This is a genomic window from Geobacter sp. (assembly GCF_027327745.1).
Classification (GTDB): Bacteria; Desulfobacterota; Desulfuromonadia; order Geobacterales; family Geobacteraceae; genus Geobacter.
Genome location: NZ_DAHVYG010000019.1, coordinates 1 through 12,468 on the forward strand (window position 1 = coordinate 1; position 12,468 = coordinate 12,468).

The 12,468-nt window shown below is 65.6% G+C and carries 8 protein-coding genes, 1 tRNA gene and 2 riboswitches; of the genes, 4 read left to right on the top strand and 5 right to left on the bottom strand.

What is annotated here, in order from left to right; genetic code table 11:
- Positions 1–3,342 (top strand): alpha-amylase family glycosyl hydrolase (locus M6689_RS03310; RefSeq protein WP_298267796.1); only part of this gene is annotated, 3,342 nt, incomplete at its 5' end.
- Between the two features lie 9 nt (positions 3,343–3,351).
- A complete protein-coding gene (locus M6689_RS03315; RefSeq protein ID WP_298267798.1) occupies positions 3,352–4,125 on the top strand; it encodes a zinc-dependent peptidase in 774 nt (257 codons plus the stop codon).
- Here the strand turns inward: M6689_RS03315 and M6689_RS03320 are convergent.
- The 3 genes from M6689_RS03320 to M6689_RS03330 form a co-directional block, all read right to left on the bottom strand.
- Positions 4,122–5,051 carry a hypothetical protein gene (locus M6689_RS03320; protein WP_298267801.1) on the bottom strand — a complete coding sequence of 310 codons (930 nt, stop codon included), beginning with the start codon at positions 5,049–5,051 and terminating at the stop codon, positions 4,122–4,124. The genes M6689_RS03315 and M6689_RS03320 overlap by 4 nt on opposite strands.
- A gap of 124 nt (positions 5,052–5,175) precedes the next feature.
- Positions 5,176–5,718, bottom strand: a complete 543-nt coding sequence (locus M6689_RS03325) for a YkgJ family cysteine cluster protein (RefSeq protein WP_298267802.1) — start codon at positions 5,716–5,718, stop codon at positions 5,176–5,178.
- Between the two features lie 114 nt (positions 5,719–5,832).
- A tRNA-Thr gene (locus M6689_RS03330) sits at positions 5,833–5,908 on the bottom strand.
- A 137-nt stretch (positions 5,909–6,045) separates the two neighbouring features.
- Positions 6,046–6,122: riboswitch (cyclic di-GMP riboswitch) on the top strand.
- Between the two features lie 149 nt (positions 6,123–6,271).
- Here M6689_RS03330 and M6689_RS03335 point away from each other — a divergent pair.
- Positions 6,272–7,966 carry a DUF5666 domain-containing protein gene (locus M6689_RS03335; RefSeq protein WP_298267804.1) on the top strand — a complete coding sequence of 565 codons (1,695 nt, stop codon included), beginning with the start codon at positions 6,272–6,274 and terminating at the stop codon, positions 7,964–7,966.
- Positions 7,967–8,164: 198 nt separating this feature from the next.
- Here M6689_RS03335 and thiC read toward each other — a convergent pair whose 3' ends face one another.
- Both thiC and thiD read right to left on the bottom strand, forming a co-directional pair.
- Positions 8,165–9,472, bottom strand: a complete 1,308-nt coding sequence (gene thiC, locus M6689_RS03340) for a phosphomethylpyrimidine synthase ThiC (protein WP_298267806.1) — start codon at positions 9,470–9,472, stop codon at positions 8,165–8,167.
- Positions 9,473–9,510: 38 nt separating this feature from the next.
- Entirely contained in the window at positions 9,511–10,983 is a 1,473-nt protein-coding gene (gene thiD / locus M6689_RS03345; RefSeq protein ID WP_298267809.1) for a bifunctional hydroxymethylpyrimidine kinase/phosphomethylpyrimidine kinase, read from the bottom strand.
- A 65-nt stretch (positions 10,984–11,048) separates the two neighbouring features.
- Positions 11,049–11,151: riboswitch (TPP riboswitch) on the bottom strand.
- A 164-nt stretch (positions 11,152–11,315) separates the two neighbouring features.
- Here thiD and alr point away from each other — a divergent pair.
- Complete coding sequence (gene alr, locus M6689_RS03350; protein ID WP_298267812.1) at positions 11,316–12,455, top strand: alanine racemase; 1,140 nt, start codon at positions 11,316–11,318, stop codon at positions 12,453–12,455.
- Positions 12,456–12,468 lie beyond the last annotated feature (13 nt).

Sequence of the window (12,468 nt, forward strand, 5' to 3'; positions counted from 1 at the left end):
CTGGCGGACCGGCCGGTGCCGGCGGGACAGCTTAATCTCTACATCATCATGCTCAGGGCGCTCCGCCACATGGTGGACCTCTATGCAGACGCCCGCCACCCGGCCCTCCTGACGGATTCCATCTCTGCCAGCGGTTACGCCTACGAAGCCGGAGAGCTTGGCGACACCATTGCCCGGTTCGTGGAATTCTTCCCTCCCGGAGCGGTCCTCGATGGCGCGGCGACTCCGGCGGAATTCCTGGCGGGAGACACCGCTGACCGCCGGCGGCGCCAGCGGGTGGTGAAAGAGCTGCTCCTGCTGCGGGTGGCGGCGGACAACCGGGCGCTCGATCCCTTTCGCCTCCTGTTCGACGACCGGGAGCTGGAGCGCCGCTCCCCCTACCGGCGGGTGATGGCGAACCTGGAACTGCAGATCGGGAACGCTCCCGCCGACCAGGTATTCGGGCTTACCCTTCCCGAGCTCCTCCGTGCCCCCCTCAAGGCGTCGCCCGATTCCCTCGCCGGCCAGCTGGCGTATATCCGCAGTCGCTGGGCGCCGTTCCTTCCCCCGGAGATCCTGGCCGAGGTGACGACCGCCTTCGACATCGTGGCCGAGGAAACGCGGCCGCGGTGGGAAGGGGCCGGACCGCCCCAGGTCCTGGAGTTCGCCCCGCGGGGCGGTTTTCCCGCTCCCGACGACCACTATCCGGAGCCGGAGCGCTTCTCCCCCGATGTCGACTGGATGCCGAACGTGGTCCTCATGGCCAAGATGGTCTACGTCTGGCTCGGCCAACTGGCCAAACAATACGGACGGGAGGTCACCCGCCTCGACCAGATCCCCGACGAGGAGCTCGATCTCCTTGCCCGCCGGGGCTTCACCGGCCTGTGGCTCATCGGCATCTGGGAGCGTTCCTCCGCCTCCCAGCGGATCAAGCGGCTCTGCGGCAACCCCGAGGCGATCTCCTCCGCCTACTCCCTCTTCGACTACGCCATCGCCGTCGACCTCGGCGGCTGGGAGGCCCTCGGCAATCTCCGGGACCGGGCGCTGCGGCGCGGCATCCGGCTGGCGAGCGACATGGTGCCGAACCATACCGGCATCTATTCGAAGTGGACCATCGAGCACCCCGGCTGGTTCGTCCAGCTCGACTATCCGCCGTATCCCACCTACACCTTCAACGGCCCCGATCTCTCCTCCTCCCCCGAGATAAGCCTGCACATCGAGGACGGTTACTGGAACAAGAGCGATGCCGCCGTGGTCTTCAAGCATTACGACCACCGTGACGGCCGGACCCGCTACATCTACCACGGCAACGACGGGACGAGCACCCCGTGGAACGACACCGCCCAGCTCGACTACCTCAACCCCGAGGTGCGGGAGGCGGTGGTTCGGACCATCCTCCATGTGGCGCACAATTTCCCGATCATCCGCTTCGACGCCGCCATGACCCTGGCCAAGAAGCACTACCAGCGCCTCTGGTTCCCCCAGCCGGGAATGGGGAGCGGCGTCCCCTCCCGGGCCGAGCACGGCATGACCCGGGGGGCCTTCGACGCCGCCATGCCCGAGGAGTTCTGGCGCCAGGTGGTGGACCGGGTGGCGGCGGAGGCGCCGGATACGCTCCTGCTGGCGGAGGCGTTCTGGCTCATGGAGGGATACTTCGTCCGGACCCTGGGGATGCACCGGGTCTACAACAGCGCCTTCATGAACATGCTCAAGCTGGAGGAGAACGCCAAGTACCGCCAGACCATCAAGAACGTCCTGGAGTTCAACCCCGAGATCCTCAAGCGCTTCGTCAACTTCATGAACAACCCCGACGAGCGGACCGCCATGGAGCAGTTCGGCAAGGAGAAGAAGTACTTCGGCGCCTGCGTGCTCCTGGTGACCATGCCGGGGCTCCCGATGTTCGGCCACGGGCAGATCGAGGGATTCCACGAGAAGTACGGGATGGAGTACCGGCGGGCCTACTGGGACGAACCGGTGGACGAGCACCTGGTGGCGGAGCACGAGCGCCGGATCTTCCCCCTCGTGCGGCGCCGCCGTCTCTTTTCGGGCTCCGAGAGCTTCGTTCTCTACGACTTCTTCGTGGACGGGGTGGTGAACGAGAATGTCTTCGCCTATTCCAACCGTTTCGGCGAGGAGCGGGGGGTGGTCCTCTATCACAACTGCTACGCCGAAACCGCCGGCTGGATCCGGAGCTCCACCGCCCGGGCCGCCACCATCGACTCCGGCGAAACGGTGCTTGTCCAGACCACCCTCGGCGAGGCCCTCGGATTCAACGCCGACGGCAGGTATTACTACGTCTTCCGCGACTACGCCACGGGGCTCGAATATATCCGCCACGGCCGGGAGCTCTGCGAGAAAGGGATGTACGTGGAGCTGGATGCGTACGAGTACCACGTCTTCCTCGATTTCCGGGAGATCCGCGACGATGACTACGGCACCTGGGGAGCCCTCTGCTTCGGCCTCGGAGGGAAGGGGGTGCCGAGCATCGACGAGGAAGTGAAGCTCGTCCGCTTCGCCCCCCTGGTGGAGGCGTTCCGGGCGCTCTGCGCCGATCTTCCGGTTCTCGTCGCGCCCCTTCCTCCGACCACCGTCCCGGCCGCCCCGGAGACCGGCCGGCTCAAGGACCTGGGCGGGGAGGTGAAGCGCTTCGCGGAACTGCTTGCCGAAACCGCCGGTTCTCCGGCGGAGGCACAGGCCATGGCCGATGCCATCAATATCCGGCTTGAGCGGGCGTCTGCCCTCGTCGCCAGACCGGTAACGGGGATCGAACCGCCGCCTCCCTGGCGCGGGGTCGTCGATACCCCGGCCGGCCGGCTGCTGCTCTTCATTGCGGCGGTGCTGCGGGGAGCGGCGGAGGGAGTCGCCGCGGGCAAGGAGCAGGAAGAGATGACGGAGCGGCTCGGCACCTTCGGGCTTCTGCGTGCCCTGTTCGACGTGATCTCCGATGCGGCGCTCAAAATAGATATCCCCTGGTCTCCGGCCGGGGCGTCGGCCCTTGTGACGGTGCTCCTGCGCCACCGGCTGCGTGGTCCCGACGGGGAAGCGGTGCAGCTGCGCCAGCTCGTAGCGGACCGCGATGCGGCGCGGTTCCTGGGGGTCCACAGGAGCGGCGGTTTCGAGTGGTTCGTCAAGGAACGCCTGGAAGAGCTTCTCGCCTGGCTGGTGCCGGCAGACCTTCTGGAGCGCCCCGGGGCCGAGGCCGTCCGGCGGGAGGAGGTGCTGTCGACTTTAATGGCGGACCTCCTGGCCCGGGCCGCCGGGGCGGGGTACCGGGTTGACCGGTTGCCGCAGGCCGCAAAGGGCGACGCTGCGGCGGAGAAGAAGAGTGAAGCGGGGACGAACCGCAGCGGAAGCGAGCCTTGAGGTAGGGCGGTGTTCTTCCTGAAGCGCCTGCGGCGCACCCGCCTCTCCCGGCAGGAGTTCCCTCCCCCCTGGCGTGCCATTGTCGAACGTAACGTCCCCTTCTACCATCTCCTCCCACAGCGGGACCGGGAGGAGCTTCTGCGCCACACGCGGATACTCCTTGCGGAAAAGCACTTCGAGGGGTGCGGCGGCATCGCGGTAACCGACGAGATCCGGGTGACCGTGGCGGCCCTCGCATCCATTCTCCTTCTTCATCGCCAGACCGATTACTATCCCTTTCTCTCTTCGATAGTCATCTATCCCGACGAGTATGTCGGCGAGCGCCGCCGCTGGGACGAGACGGGGGTCGTCACCGAAGGGGAGGAGCTTCGGGTCGGGGAGTCGTGGGAGCAGGGGACGGTGGTCCTGTCGTGGCGCGACGTGCTTCTGGACGCAGAGACCCCCGACGACGGCTTCAACGTGGTTTTTCACGAATTTGCCCACCAGCTCGATCACGAGGCCCGGATCACGGGGGACGACGGCTTTCTGCCGGCAGCTCCCCCGGCATCGCCGTGGCGGGAGATCTGGGAGCGGGAATTTGAACGGCTGCGGGCGGATGACGAGGCGGGGAGGCGGACGTTTCTCGACCCCTACGGGGCCGAGAGTCCGGCCGAGTTCTTTGCCGTGGCGGTGGAGGCCTTCTTCGAGATGCCGGCCGGCCTGCGGGAGCACCATCCGGAGCTCTACGGCATGCTCCGGGAGTTCTTCCGGCAGGACCCGGCGGCGTGGGGGAGAGGGGGCTAGTTCTCCGTTACCTCCACCTCCACGTAGGGGGCGAGGTTCGCGTCGCTGGCGCGCTTGAGGGTTACCTCGGTGCTGGAGAGTTTCCTGGTTGCGGCATGGAAGGTGTACCCCGAGAGCACGATCATCTGGGCGGGGGTCTTGATGCCGAAGATTTCCGTGGGTGCCGGCTCATCCGTCTCGTTACCCGTCACGATGACGGTGCGGTGGAGATCCTTGAGCCGCTCTTCGAAGTACCGTTCAACGTCGGCCAGGTTCCCCTTCACCGAGTAGAAAACGTCCTTCCGGTCGGGATCGTTCTCCCGCACGGCGCGAACCCGGGAGCCGGGATAACGGCCGGTCTTCGGGTCGGTGACGGCAGGCTCCCGGTCGGGGATGAGATGCACTTTCCGCCACGACGTTCCAAAATCGTCCCGCAGCGGAATCGAGATCTCGTCCACCGAGACGGTGAGCGGCATGAGCGGCTCACCGCTTTGCGGGTCCCGGGCGATTCCCTCCGAAACCTCGATGGTATCCGCTTCGCCGGCCACTTTCCTCGTTGCGGTAATGGCGGCATCCACCACGGTCCGTCCCCACGAAAAGTCGCCGTAGTACGCGGCGCCGAAAACGCTGATCCCCTTCGACCGGAGATTTTCGTTGAACTTTCGCACCGCCCGTCCGTTGAGTATCCGGTCCGACGTTATGGTGACGAGCTTGCGGGCGTTGCTCCCCGTTGTCACCTTTATCTCCCGATAGCCGAAGGGGGGAGTGAACAGTTCCGCCAGGTGCGCGTCCGCCGGGGAGGGGGCCGTTGCTTCCACCGGCAGATATCCCTTGTCCGGTCCGGCGGACGATGCCCGAACGGGGGCCGCGACGGCGAGCGTCATGAACCCCAGGAGAGATAGGGCGGCGAGCCCGGCGGCTCTACGGTTCGGCTGGGTGGTCAACACGGGAAGGTCTCCTTTCAGTTCCTATGCCCGGAGGGGCAGATTTTGCAGTGGATTGGTATGCGTTAGTTGTATGCAGTTTGGTCTAAACTGCCAGAATTATCATGGGTTGAGTCATTGCATCGTCTTAGCTCTTGCCGCCGAGGAGGGCGTTGGCGATGGTGATCCGTCGAGGTGCCTGTTCGCCGTCGGCAACCCGGCCGAGGAAGAGGCTGTTGACGGCTGCCAGGATTTCGTTGAGCCGATCGAGGTCGATCACCGCATCACCGGGGAGCGAGGGGATCCCCTGGAAATTCTGCGGGCAGAAGTCGACGCGCCGTTCGCCGTCGGCCATCATGATGAGTGGCATCCCATGGGTTCGACAGATGAGGGGGCGCGCCCCATAGAGAAGGCAGGCTCCGTCTTCGAGAAGGGGACAGGGGCCGTCGGGGGCGCTCTCGCGGGCCCGACACCGGATCCGGTCTGCCTCGGCGGCCGGCAGCGTCTCCACGGCCTCCGCGAGGGCAGCCCCCTCGACCGGGAAAAGGGAGAGATGACGACAGCAGTCCGAGCACCCCTTGCGGCATGCGATCCGGTCGGGGAAACGCTCCCCGATCCGCCGGCACATCGCATCGACCCGTTCGATGAGTGCGCGGTAATTGTTCAGTTTTTTCGATTCCTCTCCAGCCACGGGGAGCAAAGATACCCTCTCGGTTGCCCCGTCGTCAAGGCATAATCTGGGGATACACTACACCTAGAAACGAAAAAAGCACCTACAAGATTACTTGTAAGTGCTTGATCTTTCTGGAGCCACCTGCCGGAATCGAACCGGCGACCTATTGATTACGAATCAATTGCTCTACCGACTGAGCTAAGGTGGCGTGAAGAACAAAAAACTTAACCCAATTTGATCCCATAGTCAACCCCCGGAACAGCGGCGTTTGTTGTCCGGTGCTTGACCCGGCCCGAAATTCTGGAATACTTGAAATAATGCCTGCAGATAACCTGCTATAGGGATAGTCGATAAAGCTAAACCTTCCGCGAGGTTGGGACAGAAAACCCAGAGGGTCTCACCGAGACAGCCGGGTTGTCGAGATATCCATGGATATGGCGGCTCCCGGCTTTTTTCATTTTTATCTGCCGCATGAATGGAACCGGCAGGCGGAAAGGGGGTGGGATCGCTTTTCGGAGAACTGGCCGCTGTCGAAGAAAAGGACTTTCGGAGACGACAAGGAGGTTTGCGTATGCGAGTCAAGCAATGGTTCTTCGTTTTGTTTGCAACAATCTTCGTCCTGTCACTGGCCGGCTGCGGTGGCGGTGGCGGGGGAACTGCTCCGGCCGCCGGCACGCCGGTGGTCAGCAGAGGGGCGATTACCCAACTGGGAAGCGTTTATGTCAACGGGATCAAGTTCAACGTAGATAAGGCAACTATCAGCATGGAGGATCCCGCCGATGTCTCGGGGGGACTCAAGGTCGGGATGGTCGTCACGGTCAAGGGAACCCTCGATGATGCCTCCAACGGAACGGCAACCAGTGTCGACTTCGCCGACAACCTGGAGGGGCCGATTTCGACGTTCAGCAATGTCTCCAGCTCCATGACGGTTCTAGGGCAGAAGATCAAGTTCGACCCCGCCAGGACCGTATTCGACGACTTCTCCGGGGCCGGAACGGTCGGCGTCAAACCGGGTCAGATGGTGCAGGTGAGTGGCATGCCCGATGCGAGCGGTACGATCATGGCGACCCGCATTGAGCGGCATCTTCCCGACTGGACCCCAAGCTCCGTCGTCGAGCTGAAGGGGGCCATAAGCACTATCTCCGGTACCACCTTTACCATCAACGGTTTGCAGGTGGACGCCTCCGGCGTGACCATGCCGGCGGGAGTGACCACCGGTACCTTCGTGCGGGTGGAAGGGACGCTCCCGGCGCTTACCGGTGCACCGCTCAAGGCCACGGAGGTGAAGCTGTACACCGAAGGAGTGCAGGCGGAGGAAGGGGAGCACGCGGAGGTCGAAGGGTTGGTCAGCGGCCTCACCGGCACAACGTTCATGGTCGGAGGAACCCTCGTCGACGCCGGCACCCTCTCGCTTGCCGGGGTCGCCAACGGCGTCAAGGTGGAAGTGGAGGGGACCTTCAGCAACAATGTCCTGAAGGCGACCAAGATATCGATCGAGGAAACTACGTCACCTCCAACGACGGCTCCGGCCGCCCCGAGCGTGGTGAGCGCCGTCGGCGGGTTCAACCAGGTGACCATCTCCTGGAACGCTGTCAGCGGGGCAACCTCCTACAACATCTACTGGTCGACGACCTCCGGCGTCACCACCGCCACGGGGACCAAGATCACCGGCGCCACCTCGCCCTATGTCCAGACGGGGCTGACGGCCAATACCACCTACTACTACATTGTCACGGCGGTCAATTCCGTGGGCGAGAGCCCGCCGTCGTCCCAGGTCTCGGCTACCACCACCAGCGCGGCAACCATCCCCGCCGCACCGATCGGGGTGGGGGCCATGGGGGGCGTCAATCAGGTGACCGTATCGTGGGCCGCCGTCGCCGACGCCACCTCCTACAACCTCTACTGGTCGACGACGAGCGGCGTCACCACCGCCACGGGGACCAAGATCACCGGCGCCACCTCGCCTTACCGCCAGACGCTCCTTAGCGCCAACACCCCCTACTTCTATATCGTGACGGCGGTGAATGCCGTCGGCGAGAGCGCCGCCTCGAACCAGGTCTCGGCGACCACCTCGGCGACCGACGGCGTGGCCCTCTACGGCACCAACTGCGCCGGCTGCCATAACCCGCTGGCGACCTCCAACAAGAAGAACCGGACCGCCGCCCAGATCCAGGCCGCAATCAACGGCAACGTCGGCGGGATGGGGTTCCTCTCCACCCTGACGCCGGCCCAGGTCCAGGCCATTGCCGACGTCCTGACCTTCTGATTGCGGTCCGCCGCAAACGGCTTTCTTTCAGGTGCTCTTGATCCCGCTTCGGCGGGATTTCTTTTTGTCGGAAGAAGCGGAAATGCCCGCGGGTGCGCGGGCATCGGGAGGCAGCAGGGAATCCCGCCGCGGGAAACGACTGCGGCCGCCCGGGGGAGGGGCGGCCGCACGTTCTGCTCTGCCGGATGGTTCGGGGGGTTACCCCTGCGCCGCCTGCTTCTCCATGGCGTCGTCCATCACCTTGTAGGCGCAGAACTCGCCGCACATGGTGCAGGCGCCGTGGTCGGCCACCCCGGACTCGGAGCGCAGCCGCCGAGCCTTCTCCGGGTCGAGGGCGAGGCTGAACTGCCCCTCCCAGTCGAGCTTCTTGCGGCACCTGGCCATCCGGATGTCCTTGTCGATGGCCCCCTTCACCCCTTTGGCGATGTCGGCGGCGTGGGCGGCGATGCGGGAGGCGATGACCCCTTCGCGGACATCCTCCACGGTCGGGAGTCGCAGGTGCTCGCTGGGGGTGACGTAGCAGAGGAAGTCGGCGCCGGCCGCCGCAGCGATGGCCCCGCCGATGGCGCAGGTGATGTGGTCGTAGCCGGGGGCGATGTCGGTCACCAGCGGACCCAGGACGTAGAAAGGGGCGCCGTGGCAGAGCCGCTTCTGGAGGAGGATGTTCGCCTCGATCTGGTTGAGCGGCACGTGTCCCGGCCCCTCGATCATCACCTGGACCCCGGCTTCTCTCGCCCGCTGGGTCAGCTCTCCCAGGATGATCAGCTCGTGGATCTGGGCCCGGTCGGTGGCGTCGGCGAGGCAGCCGGGGCGGAAGCCGTCCCCCAGCGACAGGACCATGTCGTACGCCTTCGTGATTTCCAGAAGCCGGTCGAAGTGCTCGAAGAGGGGGTTCTCCCGGCGGTTGTGCGCCATCCATTCCACGGTGAAGGCGCCACCGCGGGAGACCACGTCCATGAGGCGCCCCTCGTTCTTCATCCGCTCCACGGTGGCGCGGGTCACGCCGCAGTGGACGGTGATGAAGTCGACCCCGTCCTCGGCGTGCTTGACGATCCCCTCGAAGATGTCGTCCACGGTCATGTCGACGATGGCCTTCTTCTTGGTCCGCACGGCGTCGAGGGCCGCCTGGTAGAGGGGGACCGAGCCGATGCAGGCGTTGGTCTCGGCGATGATGGCGCGGCGGATCTCGTCCACCGGACCGCCGGTGGAGAGGTCCATGATGGCGTCGGCCCCGTGGCGCACCGCCACCCGGGCCTTTTCCAGCTCCTTGGTGATGTCGGTGTCGTCGGCCGAGGTGCCGATGTTGGCATTCACCTTGGTCCGCAGCCCCTTCCCCACGGCCAGGGGGCGGCCGTTGCCGTGCCTGATGTTATGGCAGATGATGATGGTGCCGTCGGCGATGCCGTCACGGATGAATTCGGGGGCGACCCCTTCGGCCAGGGCGGCCTCCTTCATCTTGTCGGTGATGATCCCCCTGCGGGCGTATTCCAGTTGCGTTGTGGCCATGCGGTGTATGCTCCTTGGGTTGAATTGGCGGTTGATGGTTACCGGTCCCTGAACTCCTGCGCCGCGAGATAATGGTTTACCGGTCCGTGCCCCTTTCCGAGGGGCTGGCCGTGCCTGATGGCGGCGGTGATGAACTGCTTGGCGCGGCTGATCGCCTCGCGCAGCGGCTCCCCCCGGGCCAGGAAGGTGGCGATGGCCGAGGCGTAGGTGCAGCCGGTGCCGTGGGTGTTCTTGCTGAGGATCCGCGGGGCGGCGTAACGGTGGAAGGCGGAGCCGTCGAAGAGGATGTCGACCGAATCCCCGGAGAGGAGGTGTCCCCCCTTGACCAGGACGTTCCGGGTCCCGAGCCGGTGGAGGCGCCGGGCCGCCTCCTGCATCCCCTCCTCGTCGGCGATGGTCATGCCGGTCAGCCGTTCCGCTTCCGGGATGTTGGGGGTGAGGAGGTAGGTGCGCGGCAGGAGCCGTTCCTTCAGGATCTCCACCGCATGCCGGTCGATGAGCGGAGCGCCCCCCTTGGCGATCATTACCGGATCGACCACCACGATCCGCCGACGGTACTCGGCAAGCATGTCGGCGACGGCCGCGATGATCCCGGCCGAGAAGAGCATGCCGGTTTTCACCGTGTCGACGGGGATGTCCGAGAGAACGGCATCGAGCTGCTCCGCCACGAACTCGGGAGGGAGTCCGTGGATGCCGCTCACCCCGCGCGTGTTCTGGGCGGTGAGGGCGGTGAGAACCGATGAACCGTAACTCCCGAGGAGGGTGATGGTTTTCAGGTCGGCCTGGATGCCGGCACCACCACCAGAGTCGCTCCCCGCCACGGTGAGGACGGAACCCTGCGGCGGGGCGGCGCGGCGGTTGAAGAGCAGAGAGAGTTCCGCGGCCGCCAGGGCGGGGTCGGGGGCGGAGAGGACCGCCGAGATGACCGCCAGGGCATCGGCGCCGGCGTCGATGACCGTGCCGCCGTTGTCCCGGGAGATGCCGCCGATGGCGACGACCGGGATGGTGATCTGCTCGCGGATGGCGGCGAGGGTCTGCGGTCCCGGCAGGTGCTCGATATCCTTGCTGGCGGTCGGGTACATGGCGCCGAAGCCGATGTAGTCGGCCCCCGCCGCCTGGGCCTCCAGGGCCTCGCGGAGAGTGTGGGTGGAGACGCCGATGATCCTGCCGGGCCCGAGGATGCGCCGGGCCTCCCGGGGATCGCCATCCTCCTGCCCCAGGTGGAGGCCGTCGGCCTTGAGGGCCTTGGCCAGCTCCAGGTCGTCATTGATGATGAACGGCACGCCCCGCTTTGCGCAGAGCTCCCTCAGCTCCCGGCCGAGGGCGAGGCGACGGCCGCCGGCCCCCGCCTTGTCCCGGTACTGGACTGCCCGTGCGCCGCCGTCGATGGCCGCTTCCACCCGCTCCGCGAGGCGCTCCCCCCCGTCGGTGACGAGGTAGAGCCCCCGGATGACCGAGTCCTGCTTTTCGCGGCTGACGACAAGCCGGAGGGGATGGCCGTTGGTATTCATGAAGATTCTCCCGAAACAAAAAAACCGTGACGACGGTCACGGTTCCAGAAAAGAGAAGAGGGGTGCGAGGTTTCTGGCCGCTTCCCTACGCCGGTGCGAACCGGATCAGGTTCAAAGGGTTCGGGCGCCGCCCGTCTCAGTTCTGCGCGAACTCCCCCAGCAGACATTTTGTGTAAACAGGCTAAACGAATTCGTACGCCAAGTCAATGTGTTTTAACCCCTTGAGCCGTGCGGGTTTTCATCTTTACAGCATGGGGGAGAAGTGATAGTTGTTATTCAGAGCTGAATTGCAATCCACCGCCGCCTGCCGGCGGATAGCCCCGGATGCCCCGATGGACAGTAGACCTACCGTTGCAGAAATAGACCTGGCTGCGCTTCGCCACAACTTCGACCTCGTGAGGCGGACTATTCCCGCCGACTGCGGCGTGCTGGCGGTGGTCAAGGCCGATGCCTACGGCCACGGCTTCATGGATATCTCCCGCGAGCTCGAAGCCCTCGGGGTGACCGCCTTCGGCGTCGCCTTCCTGGCCGAGGGGATTCAGTTGCGCAAGAGCGGCATCGACCGGCCGGTGCTGATCCTCGGCGGGGTCTACCCGGGACAGGAACGCAAGTGCGTCGGCTACAATCTCTCAACGGCCCTTTTCGGTCTCGAACAGGCGCGGGTCCTGGATGAAGCGGCCGCCCGGCTCTACCGCAAGGCCAAGGTCCACGTCAAGATCGACACCGGCATGGGGCGGCTCGGGGTCGCCGCCGCGGAGGCTCCCGACTTTTTCCGCAAGTTGCGGGAGCTGCGGCACATCGAGTTGGAGGGGATCATCTCCCACTTCGCCTCGGCGGACGAACTGGACGACGAGGGGCGACGCTATACCGACCGGCAGGCGGCGCTCTTTGCCGAGGCGGTGGCCGAGGCCCGTTCCCTGGGGCTGTCGCCCCGTTACGTCCACATCGCCAACAGTGCCGCCGCCTTCGGGATGAAGCTGCCGTTCTGCAACATGGTCCGGCCGGGGATTGTCCTGTACGGGGCGCTCCCGTCGCAGGAGTTCGAGGGGCGGATGGCGCTGCGGCCGGTCATGCGTCTGAGGAGCACGGTGGCGATGCTGAAGGAGGTGGCGCCGGGAACGAGCATCAGCTACGCCCGCCGTTACACCGCCCCCGACCGGCGGCTCATCGCCAGCATTCCCGTGGGGTATGCTGACGGCTACGACCGCGCCCTCACCAACCGGGGGGAGGTGCTGGTCCGGGGGGGGCGGGCCCGGGTGACGGGGACGGTCTGCATGGACTGGATCATGGCCGATGTGACGGATATCCCGGGCGTCGGGGTCGGGGACGAGGTGACGCTGCTTGGCTGCGACCGGGACGGCGCCTGTGTCCGGGCGGAGGAGCTGGCCGCCTGGGCCGGAACCATCCCCTACGAAATATTCTGCGGCATCAGCAAGCGGGTGCCGCGGATCTATCTCAACGCCTCGCGTTGATGCCACTTCACGG

Excerpts from the sequence above, each read along its gene's own strand:
- thiD (WP_298267809.1), bottom strand. The coding sequence starts at position 10,983 with ATGAATACCAACGGCCATCCCCTCCGGCTTGTCGTCAGCCGCGAAAAG.
- M6689_RS03335 (WP_298267804.1), top strand. The coding sequence starts at position 6,272 with ATGCGAGTCAAGCAATGGTTCTTCGTTTTGTTTGCAACAATCTTCGTC.
- thiC (WP_298267806.1), bottom strand. The coding sequence starts at position 9,472 with ATGGCCACAACGCAACTGGAATACGCCCGCAGGGGGATCATCACCGAC.
- alr (WP_298267812.1), top strand. The coding sequence starts at position 11,316 with ATGGACAGTAGACCTACCGTTGCAGAAATAGACCTGGCTGCGCTTCGC.